19 protein-coding genes are annotated in these 20,497 nt (G+C 37.4%); 10 read left to right on the top strand and 9 right to left on the bottom strand.

Going from position 1 to position 20,497, the window contains the following annotated elements:
- Positions 1-36: 36 nt before the first annotated feature.
- The 4 genes from PMI13_RS18995 to PMI13_RS18980 all read right to left on the bottom strand — a co-directional run bounded on the left by PMI13_RS18995 (position 37) and on the right by PMI13_RS18980 (position 6,031).
- Positions 37-1,353: a hypothetical protein gene (locus PMI13_RS18995; protein ID WP_007846810.1), complete on the bottom strand. Its 1,317-nt coding sequence runs from the start codon at positions 1,351-1,353 to the stop codon at positions 37-39.
- Positions 1,354-1,449: 96 nt separating this feature from the next.
- Positions 1,450-1,632, bottom strand: a complete 183-nt coding sequence (locus PMI13_RS18990; protein WP_007846808.1) for a hypothetical protein — start codon at positions 1,630-1,632, stop codon at positions 1,450-1,452.
- Positions 1,633-1,708: 76 nt separating this feature from the next.
- Entirely contained in the window at positions 1,709-5,011 is a 3,303-nt protein-coding gene (locus PMI13_RS18985) for a TonB-dependent receptor (protein WP_007846806.1), read from the bottom strand.
- Between the two features lie 75 nt (positions 5,012-5,086).
- Positions 5,087-6,031, bottom strand: a complete 945-nt coding sequence (locus PMI13_RS18980) for a FecR family protein (RefSeq protein ID WP_238536338.1) — start codon at positions 6,029-6,031, stop codon at positions 5,087-5,089.
- A 254-nt stretch (positions 6,032-6,285) separates the two neighbouring features.
- On the opposite strand from PMI13_RS18980, the gene PMI13_RS18975 reads away from it, so the two are divergent.
- The gene (locus PMI13_RS18975) at positions 6,286-6,912 is read left to right on the top strand and encodes an RNA polymerase sigma factor (protein WP_007846801.1); all 627 of its coding nucleotides are present in this window, start codon (positions 6,286-6,288) and stop codon (positions 6,910-6,912) included.
- Positions 6,913-7,038: 126 nt separating this feature from the next.
- Here the strand turns inward: PMI13_RS18975 and PMI13_RS18970 are convergent, their stop codons facing one another.
- Together PMI13_RS18970 and PMI13_RS18965 are read right to left on the bottom strand one after the other, a co-directional pair.
- The gene (locus PMI13_RS18970; RefSeq protein WP_007846799.1) at positions 7,039-7,845 is read right to left on the bottom strand and encodes a helix-turn-helix domain-containing protein; all 807 of its coding nucleotides are present in this window, start codon (positions 7,843-7,845) and stop codon (positions 7,039-7,041) included.
- Positions 7,846-7,924: 79 nt separating this feature from the next.
- On the bottom strand, positions 7,925-8,821 hold the full coding sequence (locus tag PMI13_RS18965; protein ID WP_007846797.1) for an oxidoreductase: 897 nt from the start codon (positions 8,819-8,821) through the stop codon (positions 7,925-7,927).
- 464 nt (positions 8,822-9,285) lie between these two features.
- Between PMI13_RS18965 and PMI13_RS18960 the strand changes: the two genes are divergently transcribed.
- Genes PMI13_RS18960 through pyk form a run of 5 tightly spaced genes read left to right on the top strand, consistent with a single transcriptional unit; the run spans position 9,286 to position 13,464 of the window.
- The gene (locus tag PMI13_RS18960) at positions 9,286-9,525 is read left to right on the top strand and encodes an acyl carrier protein (RefSeq protein WP_002976354.1); all 240 of its coding nucleotides are present in this window, start codon (positions 9,286-9,288) and stop codon (positions 9,523-9,525) included.
- A gap of 34 nt (positions 9,526-9,559) precedes the next feature.
- Positions 9,560-10,804: a beta-ketoacyl-ACP synthase II gene (gene fabF, locus PMI13_RS18955; protein ID WP_007846790.1), complete on the top strand. Its 1,245-nt coding sequence runs from the start codon at positions 9,560-9,562 to the stop codon at positions 10,802-10,804.
- A gap of 9 nt (positions 10,805-10,813) precedes the next feature.
- Complete coding sequence (rnc, locus tag PMI13_RS18950; protein ID WP_007846789.1) at positions 10,814-11,575, top strand: ribonuclease III; 762 nt, start codon at positions 10,814-10,816, stop codon at positions 11,573-11,575.
- A complete protein-coding gene (locus PMI13_RS18945; RefSeq protein ID WP_007846786.1) occupies positions 11,553-12,026 on the top strand; it encodes an IPExxxVDY family protein in 474 nt (157 codons plus the stop codon). Before rnc ends, PMI13_RS18945 begins: the two co-directional genes overlap by 23 nt.
- Positions 12,019-13,464 (top strand): pyruvate kinase, encoded by a 1,446-nt coding sequence (gene pyk, locus PMI13_RS18940; RefSeq protein WP_007846784.1) that lies wholly within the window; start codon positions 12,019-12,021, stop codon positions 13,462-13,464. Before PMI13_RS18945 ends, pyk begins: the two co-directional genes overlap by 8 nt.
- Before the next feature lie 130 nt (positions 13,465-13,594).
- Here pyk and PMI13_RS18935 read toward each other — a convergent pair whose 3' ends face one another.
- From PMI13_RS18935 to hutI, 3 genes are all read right to left on the bottom strand, one after another.
- Entirely contained in the window at positions 13,595-14,887 is a 1,293-nt protein-coding gene (locus tag PMI13_RS18935; RefSeq protein ID WP_007846783.1) for an aldehyde dehydrogenase family protein, read from the bottom strand.
- A 139-nt stretch (positions 14,888-15,026) separates the two neighbouring features.
- Positions 15,027-15,947, bottom strand: a complete 921-nt coding sequence (hutG, locus tag PMI13_RS18930; protein ID WP_007846780.1) for a formimidoylglutamase — start codon at positions 15,945-15,947, stop codon at positions 15,027-15,029.
- 109 nt (positions 15,948-16,056) lie between these two features.
- Positions 16,057-17,280 (bottom strand): imidazolonepropionase, encoded by a 1,224-nt coding sequence (gene hutI, locus PMI13_RS18925; RefSeq protein WP_007846775.1) that lies wholly within the window; start codon positions 17,278-17,280, stop codon positions 16,057-16,059.
- Between the two features lie 88 nt (positions 17,281-17,368).
- On the opposite strand from hutI, the gene PMI13_RS18920 reads away from it, so the two are divergent.
- From PMI13_RS18920 to PMI13_RS18905, 4 genes are read left to right on the top strand one after another with little or no spacing between them, the layout of a single operon-like run.
- A complete protein-coding gene (locus tag PMI13_RS18920; protein WP_007846771.1) occupies positions 17,369-17,905 on the top strand; it encodes a hypothetical protein in 537 nt (178 codons plus the stop codon).
- Positions 17,906-17,923: 18 nt separating this feature from the next.
- Complete coding sequence (gene ruvB, locus PMI13_RS18915) at positions 17,924-18,946, top strand: Holliday junction branch migration DNA helicase RuvB (protein ID WP_007846769.1); 1,023 nt, start codon at positions 17,924-17,926, stop codon at positions 18,944-18,946.
- A gap of 45 nt (positions 18,947-18,991) precedes the next feature.
- Entirely contained in the window at positions 18,992-19,603 is a 612-nt protein-coding gene (locus PMI13_RS18910; protein WP_007846767.1) for an FMN-binding negative transcriptional regulator, read from the top strand.
- 23 nt (positions 19,604-19,626) lie between these two features.
- Positions 19,627-20,493 carry an MBL fold metallo-hydrolase gene (locus tag PMI13_RS18905; protein ID WP_007846759.1) on the top strand — a complete coding sequence of 289 codons (867 nt, stop codon included), beginning with the start codon at positions 19,627-19,629 and terminating at the stop codon, positions 20,491-20,493.
- The last annotated feature ends 4 nt before the right edge of the window (positions 20,494-20,497 follow it).

Raw genomic sequence — 20,497 nt, 5'->3', positions numbered from 1 at the left:
AGCAGGGGATGACAGTATCATCCCCTGCAGGTAGATTTACTCTACGATTGAAAAGTTGTATTTTGTCCAAGTTCCCTTGAAGTCTCCACAGTTTCTTGGAGAAACATTCCATGCCGGGCTTTCGTTGAAGAATGGCTGAGTCATTCCCCAAACGTTTGCAGGGTTAGATGTAGAGATTGTAGTTCCAGGGATTGTAAGAGCTGCAGTAGTAGAACCTATTTTAGAAGCTGTAGCAAAAGTGAACCCGTGAGCTTTTACATTAGTAAAGCTTAAGTCTGCAAGATTTACAGGAGCGCTGCTTACCGTCTCTAATAATACACCTACCGGATAACCTGTAACTACAGCATCTTCCAATACTAATTTACCGTTTCTTCTTACGTGGATAGCATTTTCGTATAATGCTCCTTGCAGAGGGTTTTTAGCTCCTACAATAGTAAGGTTTTTAACAGTTGGACGTGTAAAAGGAGAAGCAGCAGAACCGGTTCCATCGTTGTCTAGCTCGATACCGTTAGTATCAGAGCTACCACTACTTTGGCTGTGTGTAGAATTATAATCTGCTAATGCTAAAGCACAAGTGATTGTTCCTGAATATCCGAAATCAAAATCAAAGTTATCATCATCCGGAGCAAAAGACACTAAGTTTGAAGCGTTTACAGTACCTCCGAAGAATTCAAATGAATCATCTTTACCGTAAGATACCTGGATGTGGTCTAATGTAGTACCGTTTCCTACACCTCCTAAAGTTAATCCATTGATTTCGTTTCCTGAGTTAGGGGCAAGAAGATCGAATCCTCCGAATTCAACACGTACATATTTAACAGTTCCTGCATTATGAGCAACATTAGTACCCCCATATTGATAATCAGTACCTGTTAACCCTTCAATAACAGTAGTTGCAGGTTTGTTGGTAGGAGCATCTCCTAATACGATAACCCCTCCGAAATCTCCTGGAGCTGCAGTAGTATCTTCATTTCCGTCTAACAATTTATAACTTGTGAAGATAATAGGTTGAGTTGCAGTTCCCGTAGCGTTTATTTTACCTGTTTTAGAAATAACCAAAACTCCTGTCGGTGTATTTGTAGCATTCGGTTTAGCTTTGATAAACGTTCCTGGTTGGATCGTTAAGGTAGCTCCACCTTTCACTGTTACAATACCATCTATTTCAACAACCCCACTCCAGGTAGTATTTGAAGTGATTGCTCCGCTCACTGTAGTCACAGGAAGTGCAGAAGCAGTTAAGTATTCTGCAGAAGCAGATTTCATTTCGAATGAAGAAGAATCTGATAAAGAATCATTTTCGCGACAAGCTGTTAGTGATAAAGCAGTTACAGCGATTAAAGTTAATTTTCTCATTGTTGTAGAATTTAGAAATATGGATCCGGTTATTATATTTTTGGTCCGGATGATTCCTGTTTACGGGATATCCACCTTTATATCTCCGTGATTTGGTTACACATTGTTTTTAAAACTTTCCATCACCTGAGGTGCAGGCCCGTAAAGCTTCCCCTTTACCATTTTTACCGTCCGGGGAGATCCGGTAATTCCATTTTTGCCTGAATGCCTACTGAAGTGCGCATCATCAGTATTTATCCGTTCAGATCTCAGGGTATGGAAACCTGTAACATTTACCATTTATAAGATCTTATATCATTAATGCTTCTGTCAAAAGCTTATTTTCTGTTATTTACACTCTTTATATCAGTACTTCCTAAAAGGTATAGCTCACTGACATCCCATAGGTTCGTCCGTTATAAGCCCTGAATAATATCTTATCGATATTTTTATCATACTTGTCTGTAGCTCCGGGTAAAAGCCCCTGTGATTCTCTTTGGGTATCATAAGAGCTTCCGCCTCCCTTATACACAGAATAAGAATTGAAATTGTTATAATATTCCCTCACCCTGTTGAACATATTCCTTACGTTAAACTTGATTTCCAGATTCTTATCTTTTAAAAGCTTATAGGAAACCTGTGCATCGGCTACCGCATAAGGCCTTTGAATCTCTTCTCCTATGTAGGCATACCCTACAGTGACGTACTGGTCACCTTTTGCATTGTATAAAAAGCTTAAGCCTAAACGGTCACCACTATACATTAAGCCAAGGTTATAGGCATAAGGGGTTTGCCCGTATAATGGCCGGTCTACCTGGTAGGTTTCATCCGTATCCTTAGTTTTGTACCTGTCTTTGAAAGCAATCACCCTCGTATCGTTGTAGGTGAAGTTTCCACTGATGAATAAATCTTTCAGGAAAGTGTCCTGCTTTATAAAGCCCAGGCTTTTTCTGACCTCTACTTCAAATCCTTTAAGCTTTGCATTTTTAGAGTTTCCATTATAAAGGAAAAGGTTTCCTTCACTTGAAATATAACCTTCACGCTCTATCGGCCGGTCAATATTTTTATAGTATAATCCTGCGGAAATAATTTCACCCAATCCCGGAAACCATTCAAACTTAAAATCATAATTGTTGATTACCGATGAGGTCATTTCCGTATTATAGATCAGCCCGTTTGCAATCGGATCAAAATAAGGCAATCCTGTTCTCTCATTAAACTGAGGCCTGATCACAGACCTGTTATAAGCCAGCCTTACATTGATACTATTGGTAGGACTATACGTAAAGTTGGCGGAAGGCATCCACTGCCATGGCTTTTCTTCTATAGGTTCTTTGGTAACACTTTTCGGGTCATCCGGATCCTGCTGCTGAGAGATCAGGTCATATCTGAAATACTCTGCCCGTAGTCCCCAAACCAACCTGAATTTATTATTCAGACGGTTGTCAAACATGATATAGGGAGCATGCTGGGTTACTTTCCCTTCATATTTATCATTTTTATAAAGCGCTCTGGTCTGCCATCCGATACCACCCGGAGTATAATGAGACCCGTCAAACCAATTGGCAAGGGAGCCATACATGATCAGCATATTTTTTTCACTGTTCGGAACATCCCGGTTTTCATCTACCCTGAGGAAAAACTTCTGCTGTTCGTTGGTATTGTTTTTTATCGCTCCGGCGTATCCTACTTTGATATCATTTTTAAAGTTTCCGGCATCCATGCTCCATTTGAATGAAACACCATAATTATAATCGGTTTCCTTGTTTTTGATATATCCTCTTGTGAAATTATTTCCTGAATTGTAAATCTGGTTATAACTTAAAATTTCGTTTCCAATAAAATTATAATTGGTCTGATACTGGGTATAATCCTTAGTATCTGAAGTTACGCCTGTTCTTGCGGCAAACCAGCTGATCTCCTTGTTCCCGATTTTATGGTTTCCTTCCAGTTTGTTCTGTAATAAATTCTGATACACCGGATAATTGGTGGTTTCCGTATAAGGTTTATCCAAAAACGGGATTTTAGCAGGGTCATTATTCGGAACGGTACCATAATAAAAATAGTTGTACGAATCTGATGCATCTCCGTTTCCGCCGGTATATTCATTCCATCCTGTTATTCTGGTCAGGGTCTGGTCATAAATATGAGTATAGGAATTACGGAATGAGATTCTGCTTTTCCCAAGCTGCAAACCAAAATTCAACATTCCTCCTAATGTAGAATTGTAGGTGTATGAGGCTCCTTGATTTTTAAAATTAAAGAAACTTACAGGAGCCACTCCAAGTTCTTCCCAGTTGTTGACCAATCCTGCATTATCCAGCCAACCCCCTCTTCCGGTATGGTCAATATCCAGTTTATTCTGTTCATTTCTTATAGTAAGAGCACCTGCAAAACCCCATTTATTATTATTTTTCATGCGGTAGCTCCTTCCAAGGGCCACCTGCATGTTGGAGTTCAGGTCTGCTTTGGTCTGATAGTTGGAAAAATTATCATTTGTAAAACGCTTGGACTGCTCAAAAAATAAAGGATTGTTCCAATCGGTTACTTCTAAACCTTTAGGAAAATCTCTGGTGCCGTCGTCATATCCCCAGTAATCATATTTCCCCCGTTTCTTGGTAATGAATTCTTTAAATGTGGCAATATCGTTGTAAGAAGATCCTACGTTTACAGTTGTGAAATTATCATTCGGAATGTCTTTCGTACGTACTTCCACGTATCCGCCGGCAAAGCTGGCATTCATATCCGGTGTTGCCGTTTTGCTTACCACTACGCTTTCCACCATCGCTGTAGGGATGATGTCAAATGAAAAATTCTGGTTATAGGCTTCCGTGCTTGGCAGATTAATTCCGTCCATTGCAGCAGTATTCCAACGTTCTCCCATCGATCGAACGACTACATATTTATTATCTATGGTGGTAACTCCTGTTACTCTTTTCAATGTTCCGCCGACATCGTTGTCCGGTGTTTTGGAAATCTGCTCAGCTGAAATACCGTCGCTCATCTGTGCCGCTTTTTTCTGCTGTGCCAGAAGGCCCGCCTGCGTATCTGCTTTCCGAACTCCTTTGATGACCACCTCTTTAATATTCATTTCCTTATCCGAAACATGCTTCATGGCAAAGGAAACAGTATTGGTTTCATCGTTTTTCATCATCAGCTTTTCCACTCTCAATGAATTGTATCCCGGTGCTTTTACGGTAAGTGTATAAGTTCCGGAAGGAATATTGAGTCCAAAATCTCCATTATTATCTGTCACTGTAGTTTTTCCTGCCACACTTATTTCTGCTTTTACAATCGGGCTTCCTACCTCATCTACAATTTTCCCGATCAATCGACCGTCTCCTTTTACAGGGGATATAGAAGCAGGGGAACCTTCATATTTCACAGAAATCAGTTCTCCATGCTGTCGCACGGCTATCGGAAGATTATCTGTAATATTCTTCAGACAGTTGCTTACAGGAATGTTATCACACCTGATGTCTCTTACTTTCAGATCCTGAATATCTGCTTTTGAATATACCAGACGCATTCTTGTTTTACCTGCAAATTCTTCTAAAGTCCCGATTAAAGGCCTTCCTGCCGGAGCAGAGAAAGACACTTTTGCTGTTAATTCCTGCGCGTCTGCCGCTACTGCAAAAAAGATTGCCGCTACCGTAAGACTGCATTTCAGATTTCTCATGTTTTTAACCCCACTTTTTATTAATGATCGCTCCATAATTCTGTTCATAATCTCTGCTTAACTGCCTCTGTTCTTTTATTTTTTTAATATATAAGTGGTATTATTTTCCTTTTGTACTTCAAGCCCTACAATAAAGGCCAGAGCTTCTACATTTTCATCCCAGGTGCTTCCGGTAAGATCTGCCGTCACTTTTTTCTCTGCTACTTCCTGTGGATATTTAATGCTTATCCCGTAGTTTTTATGCAGTACTTCCATTATTATTCTGAAAGACACATCATTAAAGGTTAAAGATTTTAATACTGAAATCTTCTTCCCTGATTTTTGATCTGTCTTGCTGACAACTACTGCAGCAGTACGTAATATTCCGAAGTTTGTCCATCGCTGGTTGGGTGTAAGATAAGCTACAGCAACTCCCGGTGAAGACACGGCTACTTTCCCTTCATACAGATCTACTGTTTTGCTTGCCCCATTTTGTACAACCTTAAACTTCGTACCCATTACCCTGGTACTGAAACCGTCGGCCTGTACAATGAATGGATGTATTTTAGATTTCGCAACTGAAAAGACCGCATCTCCTTTTAAATTCACAATCCTGGTATCAGCCGGAAAAGATTTTTCAACGGTAAGTTTTGCCCCCGATAATAAGGTAACCACCGAACCATCTTCCAGTCTGATTGTTTTATTTATATTTTCAGCAACGTATACATCCGGCTTAAATAAAAAATTATAGGTAAAGAAGCCTCCCAGACTGAAGATCAACAGCAATACTGCAGCTGCACTGTACAGGTTTCTCCTGAAATATGTAGGGCTCTTTGCCGATTGTACAAAATAGGGCTCCAAACCGGTTAATACTTTTATTTTCGATTCCAGGATCTGGTTTTTCTCTAAATTTTTAATAACATCCTTCTCCCACAATTCCAACACCTTTAATTCTTTTTCTGATAATTCATCCTCCGACACTTCCCGGCTCCATAATTTAAAAACAAATGCTTCTACTTTGCTGTATTTCAATTTCTTCACTTTATAAGTTTGTTGTATTAATTACTTCATAAATACTCTCACTTATAATACTGGGCAAAATCAAAAACTTCCCGTCAGGCATTTAACATATCATTAACATTGAAACCGGTTTCTTAACAGAAATCATAGGTTTTATAAACATTTCCACATTTTACATGTAAATAATCAATTAGATTTTCAGAATTATTTAATTTTAGGAGCCGGATAATTCATAAAACATTAATATTAGTTTAGGTAATTTTGTATCAAAGATTATGAAGCCAACAGACTATACTTTATTAAACAAGATAAAATCAGGCGACCGTCCTGCTTTTATGATGTTGTATGAGCGGTATTGGGATAATTTCTATACCATGATCTTTGTGCGTACCAAGGACAAAGAGGTTACGGAAGAGCTGCTGCAAAACCTTTGGATCAGGATTCTCGAAAATCCTGAATTTGTACAGACCGATGAACAGGAAAGTGCTAAAGGATATTTATTCCGTTTTATCCATTACCGTATTCTTGACCATTATGCCAATGTAAAAAAAATACAGGCAGTATATCTTGATGAATCGGAAGACTTTTTATCTGAGATTACGGATGCAGAATATTACGAAATACTGGAAGATAACGATATCAATGAGCTTTTTGTAATGATAGATGAGGTGATCTCGCAGCTTTCCCCGACTGAGCAGAAAGTTTATGATCTGCGAATCCGTAAAAATATGTCTGTAGATGAAACTGCGGAGGCCCTTAATATCAGTAATAAAACCGTGAGTAATAATCTGAGCAAAGCTTTGACCGAAATCCGTGAACAGCTTAACCCTAAATATAAATCATCTAAAAAACTGGTATCCCTATTGGTGCTTATGGAGATGATGAATCAGATTAATTATTGAATTTATAATTATCATATACATATAATAAAAAATGTCAGAAAATTTCTGACATTTTTTATGGATAGGATTTCATCCCATCCTTCGTTAAGTCGCCACTTCGTGGCTCCCATTCTTTGACTATTTAAATTATGCAGAGATAATTTTGCTTGGTGACAATCCGTAGAGCTTTTTAAAGGTAAATGAAAAATGGGAAAGGTCTTCAAAACCTAGATCAAGATAAATATCTGAGGCTGCCTTTCCTTTTTCCAGAAGATAATGTGCTTCCTGGAGTCTTTTTTGAAGGAGCCATTTTCCGGGTGTTATTCCGAATACCTTTTCAAAATCACGTTTAAAAGTAGCAAGGCTTCTTCCTGTAAGATAGGCAAAACGGTCGAGGTTTACATTAAAATGATAGTTCTTATTCATAAAAGCTTCAATATCTAGCTTACCGGGTTCATTAAAATCAAACAAAATGTCTTTCAATTCCGGGTCGTATTGAAGCAATAAAATAAGGACTTCTTTTATTTTTAATTCCACAAGGCGCTGATCTGAAAGCTGACCTGATAACTGATAGATCAGTAAAGATTCCATATAAGCTTTTAGCTGCAGATTATCTTCAATCAATGAAAGTGGCTTATTGTAATTTTTCTTTTCTGAAATTAAATCATACTCCAGACTGAAATCTTTTAAGATCTGCTGATCAAGATAAATGGATAATGATTTAAACTCTCCGTCAGCAGGAGGCTGTTTGGTGAATTTCAACAATTGGTTTCGCCTTAAAAAACGTATTGATCCGTCATAGGCAGAATATTGGTTAACTCCGTCATTCAATGTCAGATCTCCTGAAATCTGATAACTCAGCACATGGTCGGATACAAAATGCTCTCCCTGCCTGTTTACCTGGGTGTAGCAGGAGTATACGATATTTCCCAGATTTTCTCTTGTTGATTTCATTGTACTACAAATATAATAAACTGTCTTTAAGACGATGGGGTTTAAAATAACCTGGTTTCAAACCTCATCCTTATTAATATCAGTCTACTTTGATTCCTTTTTTAGCTAAAAATACTTTTCCTTCTTCTGATTCCAGGACGTTTACAGCTTCATCATGATCAGTTGAAACGCTTACATCCAGCCATTTTTCGAATTCTTCTTTTCTAAGCTGATCGGTACTTTTTAAAATTGCGGCGGCTTCACTTCCCAAAATTAAATGAAGAGGCGGATTAGGATGGTCTGTAAGATCAACCATTACTTTAGCCGCTTTAGCCGGATCACCCATCGGAAGAAATTTTCCTGATAACAGAAATTCTTTAATACTGCCTACGGTGTTTTCATATCCTTCAATCTCTTCAGCAAAGCTCATCGACGCACCTGCCCAATCTGTTCTGAACCCGCCGGGCTCAATGGATGTCACTTTAATTCCCAGCGGAAGCACTTCTTTACTTAACGATTCTGAAAAGCCTGTCAGCCCGAATTTAGCTGCCTGATAAATAGAAAGCCCTGCATTTCCTACCCTGCCTCCAACAGAACTCACCTGTAAAATCTGTCCCGAACACTGTTTACGCATATAAGGCAGTACTGCCCTGGTTACCTGTATCGGTGCAAATAAATTGACTTCAAGCTGTCTTCTTACCTGCTCATCTGTAAATGCTTCCGCTGCTCCTGTAATTCCGAAGCCTGCATTATTTACCAGAACATCAATACGTCCGAAATGGCTGATTGCCGCCTCAACAGCGGAATGAATCTCTTCCCTGATCTCTACATCCAGCTTCACCGGAAACAACTGATCCGGATATTGTTTTCCTAACTCTTCCAAATCCTTAAGGTTTCTGGCAGTAGCAACTGCATAATCTCCTTTTAATAATACTGCTTCAACAAGGTTTTTACCTAAGCCTTTTGAACTTCCTGTTATAAACCAAACTTTTTTCATTTTTAATTGATTTTTATTGATACAAATTTCAGCTAAAACGATGGCCTTTCGTTTTGTTAAAAAGCTCAAATCTGCTTTGTTAAAACAGTCATTAATTTAAAGATGTCATCTAATGCAAAAAACGGGTATCTGTTTTAACCATGCTTATAAAACAAAAATTATTTTTTCCCCTTAAATATGAATGACAAATTTTGATTGAAGCATGACCCCCTCAAATAAAAAGTAGTCATCAAAAACCCTTTTACAATATCATCTGCTGCGTTTTTTCAGTTGTTTTTAAATTATTTTTTATAATTCAATTCATCTATTCCATTCCGGCAAAACATAAACACCTGAAAACTAAAACACTAAAACTTCCTGTTGTAAAATAAGTATAGTCTACCCACAAAAAAGACTAAAAAAATGTTTTATCGTAAAGAATTTTATATATTTGCAGCATCTAACAATTAAAAAAATAATTTACTATGTCAGACATTGCATCAAGAGTAAAAGCTATCATCGCTGATAAGCTTGACGTTGAAGAAACAGAAGTAACTCCTGAAGCTAGCTTCACTAACGATTTAGGAGCTGATTCATTGGATACAGTTGAACTAATCATGGAATTTGAAAAAGAATTTAATATTCAAATCCCTGATGATCAAGCTGAAAAAATTACTACTGTAGGGCACGCTATCGCTTATATCGAAGAAGTAGTAAATAAATAATATTCTTCAACAAAAAAGAAAATTTAAAAAGTTTATGGAATTAAAAAGAGTAGTTGTAACCGGTTTTGGCGCAATAACACCGATTGGAAATAATGCAAAAGAATACTGGGAAAATCTTCTTAAAGGTGAGAGCGGTGCTGCTCCGATTACTCTTTTTGATGCCACAAACTTTAAAACAAAGTTCGCTTGTGAAGTGAAAGGTTTTGATCCTTTGCAGTATTTCGATAAGAAAGAAGCAAAAAAAATGGATCGAAATACCCAGCTTGGGCTAGTAGCTGCCAGAGAGGCAGTAGCACACTCCGGAATTATTGAAGACAATGTAGATAAAAACAGAGTCGGCGTAATCTGGGGTTCCGGGATCGGAGGTTTAGAGACTTTTGAAACAGAAGTTTTAGGATGGGCAAATACGGATATTCCAAGATTTAACCCTTTCTTTATTCCTAAAATGATTGCGGACATTACTCCGGGACACATCTCTATTGAGTATGGTTTTCACGGACCGAATTACACAACTGTATCTGCTTGTGCTTCTTCAGCAAATGCAATAATTGATTCTAAAATGCTTATCCAGCTTGGAAAAGCAGACATTATTGTATGCGGAGGCTCTGAAGCAGCCGTTACAGCAAGTGGTGTTGGTGGATTTAATGCAATGATGGCACTTTCTACAAGAAATGATGATCCAAAAACAGCTTCAAGACCTTTTGACAAAGACAGAGATGGCTTTGTACTGGGTGAAGGTGCAGGATGTATCATTCTTGAAGAATACGAGCACGCAGTAAAACGCGGTGCGACCATTTATGCAGAATTAAAAGGAGGAGGTATGAGTGCTGATGCACATCACATGACTGCCCCGCATCCTGAAGGTTTAGGAGCTTATCTGGTAATGAAAAATTGCCTGGAAGATGCAGGATTAACTGCTGATGAAGTAGACCATATCAATATGCATGGTACCTCTACTCCATTAGGAGATATTGCAGAATCCAATGCGATTTCAAAATTATTGGGTGAGCACGCTTACGACATTCAGATTAATTCTACAAAATCAATGACCGGTCACCTTCTGGGTGCTGCAGGAGTTATTGAGGCTATTGCTGCATTAGGAACTATTATTCATGGTATCGTTCCTCCAACCATCAACCATTTTACTGATGATGAAAACATTGACAGCAGACTTAATTTTACGTTTAATGAAGCTGTAAAGAAAGATGTAAAAGTAGCCATGAGTAATACTTTTGGGTTTGGTGGGCACAACGCTTGCGTTCTATTTACGAAAATCTAAATTTACTGAATGGAGTTACAGAAATACTTTTCTAAATTCCTTCTCAAAAAAAGAAAAAGAAAATTAACGGAGAGAGATTATTTCCTCAGTACTGAAGTCAGCAAGATGTTAGGTGCCGAGGTGCAAAATGTTGCTCTTTACCGGGAGGCTTTTTCACTTAAAAATTCTTCTAAAAATCAAGACAGCAATTACGAAAGGCTTGAATTTTTGGGAGATTCTGTTTTGGGTACAATTATTTCGTGTCATTTGTTCCAGACTTATCCTCAGGCTAATGAAGGATATTTAACACAAATGAAATCTAAAATTGTTAATAGGAAAAATCTTAATAAATTAGGGGAAGACTTAAGGCTAACGGATCTTTTACAAAAGCAGAATTCTGTAGCATTAGGGGAAAATATCTCCGGGAATTTATTCGAAGCCTTAATCGGTGCAGTGTATTTAGACTTTCATTATGATATGTGCAGAAGAATCATTCTGGAAAGGCTTTTAACACCAACCGAGATCAACAAGCTTGAAAATAAGATTGTAAGCTACAAAGGTCTTCTGCTGGAATGGAGCCAGAAAAAGAAGGTCAATATAAAGTATGAAACTTGTGAGGAAGTACAGGCCAACAAGTCTATCGTGTTCCGGTGTCATGTTTGGCTAGGAGACGAAAAGATTGCGAATGCTACGGAAACCTCTAAGAAAAAAGCAGAGGAAAAATCAGCGCAGAGAGCATTTTATATTTTAAATAAAAAAGAAAACATACTTGGAAATTCAAAGACTTTATGATTTAGATGATATAGAATTTGAAGATATTGCCATAAGATTGGTGAGATTAGCAAAACGTATACCTGATCATGAGTTTTTCTACAGAATAAATCAAAATAATGATCTTAAGTTTTCAAGAATAAAAGATCTGATCTTCCACGGGTTTTATTATGATTATTTTTTTCCAAGATTTGAGGCTTATCACAAGTTTACAAAAACCTGCTTTACTTTCATTTCCAACAAATGTTCGGAAAGTAAGCAAAAAAAAATACAAACAGAACTCTTCGCAGAAGAAGAAAACATTAAATTTTTATTAAATAATCAGGTAGATGTAGAATATATTCTGCATAGTTCGGAACAGTTTCCTGATTTTTCCGTAATTTTGCTCCCTGAAAATCTTGTGTTTCCAATTCAAGATTATACATTAAGTTCTGAAGAGGAACTTTATCAAATTATCCAGTATTATGAATAAGTATTTAAAGAAAACAAAAATTATCGCAACACTTGGGCCGGCTTCGTCATCAAAAGAAGTAATGTTAGGACTAATGAAAGCAGGTGTTGATATTTTCAGAATAAATTTTTCACATGCAGATTACGAATTAGTTCGTTCCAATATTAATATTATCCGAGAGCTTAACAAGGAATACGGATATTCTGTGGGCATTCTGGGAGATTTACAAGGTCCTAAGCTAAGGGTAGGGGTTGTAAAGGAAGGTTCTTATCTTAACCCTGGTGATATTCTTACTTTTACCAACGAAAAAATCGAAGGAGACTCCACAAAAGTTTTTATGACCTACCAGCAGTTTCCCCAAGATGTAAAAGTAGGTGAAAGAATCCTTATTGATGATGGGAAACTGGTTTTGGAAGTAACTGAAACCAATGAGATAGACACTGTAAAAGCAAAAACAATTCAAGGGGGACCGTTGAGTTCTAAAAAAGGGGTTAACTTACCTAATACAAACGTTTCTCTTCCTGCTCTGACTGAAAAAGATATTCAGGATGCTAATTTCATGCTTGACATGGAAGTAGACTGGGTTGCATTGTCTTTTGTACGTCATGCACAGGATATTATTGATCTGAAAGAGCTAATCAACAAGCACCCGAATGGTAAATTTAAAACTCCTATTATTGCGAAAATTGAAAAGCCTGAAGGCGTAAAAAATATTGACGAAATTTTATTGGAGTGTGACGGATTAATGGTTGCCCGTGGTGATCTTGGTGTTGAAGTTCCGATGGAAGAAGTGCCTGCTATCCAGAAAAACCTTGTTGAAAAAGCAAGATTCTATTCCAAGCCGGTGATCATTGCTACCCAGATGATGGAAACTATGATCAACAGCTTAACTCCTACAAGAGCGGAAGTAAACGATGTTGCCAACTCGGTATTGGATGGAGCTGATGCAGTAATGCTTTCCGGAGAAACCTCTGTGGGAAGATATCCGGTACAGGTAGTTGAAAACATGGCTAAAATTGTACAGAATATTGAGAAAACTCATTTCTACCAGCATAAAAACGAACCCATAGAAAAAGATTACAACTGTATCGATGAAAGGTTTATTACAAACAGGGTTTGCCTGGCTGCCGTAAGAATTGCTAAAACAACAAATGTTTCTGCAATTGTTACTTTAACGCATTCCGGATATACAGCTTTCCAGCTTGCTGCGCACAGACCTAATTCGCATATTATTGTATATAGTGGCAATAAGCGGGTGATCACAATGCTGAACCTGCTTTGGGGAGTTCACGCTTATTATTATGATATGAAGAAATCTACCGATGAAACCATTATCCAGGTAAATATGCTTACCCACAACCACGGATATATTGAATCCGGAGATTTTGTAATCAATATCAATGCAACTCCATCATATGAAGGTGGGAAAACAAATACTTTAAGATTAACTACGGTTTAGCTAAAGCAAAAGGGCAAAATTGCAGAAAAATGAATTTGCTTTCTTGAATAAAATAAAAATCTCCCGGAAATTCCGGGAGATTTTTTCAATAATATATTATAGAAAAATCATTAATACATTTTACAAAAAATCAATTTCCGACAATCGTTTTTGGCGTTACAAACTCTTTTAAAGCAATTAAAGAAAGCTCAGTCCCATATCCTGAGGCTTTGGTTCCACCGAAAGGAAAACGCGGGTCAGAGCTCGTCATTCTGTTGATATTGACTGTTCCGGATTCAAGGCCTTCTATGAAAAATAGCTGTCGGTCTTTATTTTTAGTCCATACAGAATTAGAAAGCCCGAAAGGAATATCATTCGCCATCTGTAAAACTTCTGCATCATTTTTTGCGACCATTACCATTCCCAGAGGTCCGAAAAGCTCTTCCTGAAGGATAGGATTTCCTTCCTGCACTCTTATCAGTCCCGGCTTAAATTCATTAGCCGAAATCCTCTCCAAAGGAATTATAATTTCAGCTCCGTTCTCCAGAGCTTTTTTAAACTGATTTTCTAAATCATCTGCTAAATCCGGCCTTGCCATTCCCGCCAGCTTTGTTTCTTTATTCATGGGATCTCCCGGAACAAATTTTTTATATTCTTCAATAAATTTCGGAAGGAACTCCTCTTCAATTTTTTCGTCAATGATAAATCTTTTTGCGGCAACACAGGTTTGTCCGCAATTCTGAAGCCTTGCCTGAGCGCCTACTTTTGCCGCTTCGTTCAGGTCAGCATCATCCAGGATAATAAAAGCATCACTTCCACCCAGCTCCAGCAAAGATTTTTTAACATTTAACCCGGCTATTGAAGCCACTTCACCTCCTGCTCTTCCGCTTCCTGTCAGGCTTACTCCTTTTACAGCATCATGTTCAAGAATTTCCTTTACTTCTTTATGGCCAACCTCCAGGTTCTGGAAAATTCCCTCAGCAAAACCGGCTTCCCAAAATATTTTTTCAATAGCATTTCCGCTTCCGAAGCATATGGATGCGTGTTTTAAAACCACTGTATTTCCTGCCAGAATTGCAGGTGTAGCAAATCTCAATACCTGCCAGAAAGGAAAATTCCAGGGCATTACTCCAAGAATAACTCCTTTGGGAATATAATGTATTTCAGAATAATGGTATTCGGAATCTACTTTTTCAGGTTTTAAAATATTATCTGTATCTGCATAATAATTCATCATTAAAGCACATTTTTCAATCTCTGCAATTGATTGTGAAATGGGTTTATTCATTTCTTTGGTAATAATTTTACCAAATTTTTCCGAATTACTTTTTAAAATTCCAGCCATTTTTGCTATCAGTTTCTGTCTTTCTTCAAATGGTGTTTTTTTCCATTCTGAAAAAGTCTGATCTGCCTTAATGAGCTTATTTTCAATTAACTGTTCCATATTATAATTTTTATTTTAAATTCAAAGAATGAATTTATAATGCCCCTTTTTGAAAAAGCATGATGAAAGCAACAAATTTTATTCCTTAAGGTTAAATAAAACAATGATTTTCTCTATCGGAAGAATATATTTTCACCGTTTAAACCATAAACCATTCATTGACAAGACATGCTGCCAGCCGGGCCGTCCTGTCCTGGATGTCATAAACCGGGTTAACCTCCGCCACATCTAATGCAATAAGCTTATTATTTTTCAATATGTGTCTGTAAAAATGCATGAAAGCAGCATCTGCAAAAATTCCGTTATAGGCAGAAGCCGAAACTCCGGGAGCAATGGACGCATTGAAAACATCCATGCAGATCGTAAGGTAAACGAAGTCTACACTTTCCACTAAATCATCTATACGCTGATAAATTGAAGGAAGATTATCAAAAAACAACTCATCTGCCAGGATATATTTCATTCCGAACTGATGGGCAGTATCAAATAATTTTAAGGTATTTGAATTTCTCTGAATTCCGATATGCAAAGAATTAATTTCTCCTTCCTGCGCAATCTGCCAGAATCCGGTTCCTGAACTTACCCCAATCTCATTTTCAGGCTGTCTGTTGTCAAAATGAGCATCAATATTAATAATCCCGATTTTCTGTTCAGGAAAAGCTGTTTTAATACCTAAATAATGGGCGTAGGTCACTTCATGCCCACCTCCTAAAACCAATGATTTTCCACCCTTTAAAAGAACTTTCGATATATTTTTTGCAAGTGTATTCTGGGTATATTCTAAATTTCCGTCATCACATGTGATATTTCCAAAATCGAGTAATGAAAAATCCGGAAGAATAACAGGAAAATTAGACATATTTTTCCTGATTACATCCGGTGCATCTTTTGCTCCCAATCTTCCTTTATTTCTCCTTACTCCTTCATCTACGGCAAACCCGTGTAAAACGAAATCATTCGTTGAGATAGTATCGTAATTGTTCTCTTCTTTTGCTCTCTGAAATATTCTATGGAAAAGAGGTTCTTCGCCATCTAATCTTCCCTGCCAGATATTACTCATTATTTTGATAATTATAAGATGGTGTGGCTTCGGGAGCCTCAGCCACCAATGTGATGTTTTTATGTTTTACCGTTTGGTGGCAGAGGCTCTCGAAGCCACCAAACGGATTTTAAATTGTATTTCCGTTTATATAAATACTCTCAGCATTCAAACTTCCCTGATTATAAAGAATATTCTGAAAGTTATTGGTTTTAAAGGTTACAAAATCCGCTTTTAAACCGCTTTTCAATCTTCCTCTGTCTTCAAGACCAAGAGCAAAAGCAGAGCGGAAAGTGATTCCGGCTAAAACTTCTGCTGTGGTTAATTTTTCATAGGTTGCTAAAATAGAAGCCTGGGCAATTAAATTTCCCATCGGGGCCGATCCGGGATTCCAGTCACTGGCAATGGCAACAATAGCTCCTGCATCCAGTAATTTTCTGGCTGGTGTAAATTTTTCCCCTAATCCTAAACTGGCTCCGGGAAGTGCTGTTGCCACGGTATCAGACTTCGCCAAAAAATCAATATCCTCATCAACCGTAGCTTCCAGGTGGTCTGCTGATTTTGCACCAACTTCAACCGCTATTCTTGAGCTTCCGGGTGTAAACTGATCGGCATGAACTGTAATCTCAAAACCTAAGTCTTTAGTTTTAAGAAGAAAATCTTTACTTTCTTCCGGCTGGAAGGCAGATTTTTCAATAAAAATATCGACCCGTTTTGCCAAGCTTTCATCTTTTACTTTCGGTAAAATTTCAGTTAAAATATATTGCAGATATTCTTCATTGTTTCCGTCAAAATCTCTTGGTTTCAAATGGGCAGAAAGACAGGTCGGAACTAAGGTTGCTTTTGTCTGTTCCTGAGCTTTTTTAATTATTCGAAGCATTTTCAACTCGTTCTCTACGTCTAATCCGTACCCACTTTTTACTTCAATCGTTGTAATTCCTAGAGAAATTAAAAAATCAATTCTTTCCAACAATGTTTTTAATAATTCTTTTTCTGAGGCATTTCTCGTATGCTGAACGGAGCTCCAGATTCCGCCTCCACTTTCGGCAATTTCAAGATAGGTTTTTCCGGCATTACGCATGGCAAAATCATTGGCACGGTTCCCACCAAAGCAAATATGCGTGTGTGAATCTACAAAGGCAGGAAGAACGATTTGCTCTCCTTCAACAGTCTCAACTTCTATATTTTGATTTTCTGATTTTAATCTTTCAAAATTTCCGACCTGCTGAATTTTATCATTATTCATTAAAATTCCTCCATCAACAATAATTTCAAGTTGTTCATCAGAAAGTTTTCCTCTTAACGGAAGATTGGCAAGGGTTACAACCTGCTTGAAGGGACCAATTAATTTCATTATTTTATTTCCTTAACTTTGAAGTCTCTAAAATAAGCCTTTTTGGATATTTTTTATATCTTTAATATCAAAAAATTAATAAAAAAGAATGAAGAAAATATTTTCATTAGCCTTTACCTTTATGATGTTTTCACTAACTTTAATTTCATGTAAAAATGATAATGATGATAGTAATGAGGAGGTGAAGTATTATATCAAAGCAAAAATGAATGGAGAAACACGTGTTTTCAATTATAGATATGGAATAGGAAAAAGCAAAAATTCTCAAGGGCAAATTACAAGTATTAGCATGTCCTTTTCAGAAAATAATCCAAAAGATAATATGTATCCCGCTTTATTTTTGAAAATAAATGAACCAGAAGGGGCTCAGGGGTCGCAGCAAAACATTACGATCACGCCCAGAACATTTGATGAACCGAATGATAATGTAATTGCTGAATTTTATAAAACATCAAGTCCGGGAGATAATTTTACCTCCAAAATACATACTCAGAATAATTTTTATATGACAATAACAGAGTTTGGAAAATCTGTGAAGGGAACATTTAAAGGAACCTTGGAAAATCAAGCCGGTGACAAAATTATTATAGAAAATGGAGAATTTTATTCGCCCGTTGCAGAATAACTGACTAAAAAATATTTCATGCCCGATTTTTTACATCCAGATAAAGACAATTACTCCCGTGAAGAACTCTTACAGGAAGAACAGATTCGTCCCCAGAGTTTTAAAGATTTTGCAGGACAAAGGAAAACACTGGAAAATCTTGAAGTTTTTGTTACTGCAGCGAAAAAACGTGGTGGAGCACTCGATCATGTTCTATTGCATGGCCCACCGGGGCTGGGTAAAACGACTTTAGCCAATATTATTGCCAATGAATTGGGGGTAAATTGTAAAATTACATCTGGTCCTGTTTTGGATAAGCCCGGAAGTTTAGCCGGTTTGTTGACCAATCTTGAGGAAAACGATGTGCTTTTCATTGATGAAATTCACCGTCTATCACCTGTGGTGGAAGAATATCTGTATTCTGCAATGGAAGATTATAAAATCGATATCATGCTGGAAACCGGTCCGAATGCAAGAAGTGTTCAGATTGGTTTGAATCCTTTTACTTTGGTAGGAGCTACAACAAGAAGCGGGATGCTGACTAAACCCATGCTGGCAAGGTTTGGTATTCAAAGCAGGCTGGAATATTATACAATTGAGCTTTTATCCATGATTATCATCAGAAGCTCAAGGGTGTTAGGTGTAAAAATTTACGAAGATGCTGCAATAGAGATTGCGAGAAGAAGCCGTGGAACACCCAGAATTGCGAATGCCTTATTAAGAAGGGTTCGTGATTTTGCTGAAATAAAAGGGAATGGTGAAATTGAAATCAACATTACGAAATATGCCCTGAACTCTTTAAATGTAGATGAATTCGGCTTGGATGAAATGGATAATAAAATCATGCGCGTCATGATTGAAAACTTCAGAGGGAAGCCCGTCGGTATTTCGGCTTTGGCCACATCGATCGGAGAAAATCCGGAAACCCTGGAAGAAGTTTATGAGCCTTTTCTTATCCAGGAAGGTTTTATCATCCGTACCCCAAGAGGCAGGGAAGTGACAGAAAAAGCTTACAAACATTTAAATATTACTCTTCCTAAAAATCCCGGAGAGCTTTTTTAGTTCAAGGTTTAACAGTTTAAGGTTTAGAGTTTTTAACAGAAATTTATGTTTATACCTAAATTATACAGAAGCGAAGATTATACTTTAATGAAAGAAATCATTAATGAAAATGCTTTTGCATTATTAATATCTTCGGTAGACAAGATAAGAGCAACGCACTCAATGATGATGCTTAATGAAGATCATCCTGAACACTTCTACCTGGAAACTCATATTTCCCGGGCCAATCCGCAGGCAAAAACCCTGAAAAACGGCGACGATATTCTTTGCGATTTTTTAGGAGCTCATGCATATATTTCCAGCAGCTGGTATGATCACATGAATGTATCTACCTGGAATTATGAGGCGGTACAGATTTCCGGAAAGGTTGAACTGATGACCCGGGAAGAACTTTACAACCATTTAGAAAAACTGACTTATAAATATGAGAAATTCCAGCAATGCCCGGTAATGGTGAAAGACATGGGAAAAGAATTCGTGGAAAAGGAAATGAAGGGAGCTTTTGGTATTAAAGTGATTCCGACAGAAATATTTATTAAGCAGAAACTGTCACAAAACAGAAAAGAGGCAGATTACCTGAACATCATTTCTCAACTTGAAGAAACTGATGATAACGGTAAAAGGATTGCTGAAAAAATGAAATTATTAAAGAAATAAAAACATTATAAACATCATATTATATGAAACTATATCCAATACAATGTGGAAAATTTAAACTGGATGGCGGCGCCATGTTCGGAGTCGTCCCAAAGAGTCTGTGGGAAAAAACCAACCCTGCAGACGAAAGAAACTTAATTGAACTGGGAACACGCTCATTGCTTATCGAAGACGGTAAAAAGCTTATCCTTGTAGATTGTGGCCTTGGAAATAAGCAGGATGACAAATTCTTCGGGCATTATTCTCTTTGGGGAGACGATAATTTAGATAAAAATTTAAAGAAATACGGTTTTGTAAAGGAGGACATTACGGATGTTTTCTTAACTCACCTTCATTTTGACCATTGTGGTGGTGCAATTGAATGGAATGATAACAGAACAGGCTACAGACCTGCTTTTAAAAATGCCCAGTTCTGGACTAATGAAAATCACTGGCAATGGGCTACTGAACCTAATGCAAGAGAAAAAGCCAGCTTTTTAAAAGAAAATATCATCCCAATGCAGGAAAGTGGCCAACTGAACTTTTTACCACTTCCGACAACCGGAAATTACGGTTTTGCCCCGGATCTGAAAATAGATGTGATTTTTGTGGACGGACATACGGAGAAACAAATGCTTCCGGTAATTCAATATCAGGAAAAGACTATTGTTTTTGCAGCAGATCTTATTCCTACCGCAGGGCACATCAACCCGGTATATGTGATGGGATACGATACCAGGCCTCTATTGACAATGGAAGAAAAAGGAAAATTCCTTAAGCAATGCATCGATAATGAATATTTATTATTTTTCGAGCATGATGCACACCATGAACTGGCAAGTTTAAAAATGACTGAAAAAGGGATAAGACTCGATGAGACTTATAGTTTTAATGATGTTTTCGGATATTAACAGC

It is taken from the genome of Chryseobacterium populi (assembly GCF_000282115.1).
Lineage (GTDB): Bacteria > Bacteroidota > Bacteroidia > Flavobacteriales > Weeksellaceae > Chryseobacterium > Chryseobacterium populi.
Note: the sequence above shows the minus strand (reverse complement) of the source record. Positions and strands in the feature narration are given on the sequence as shown.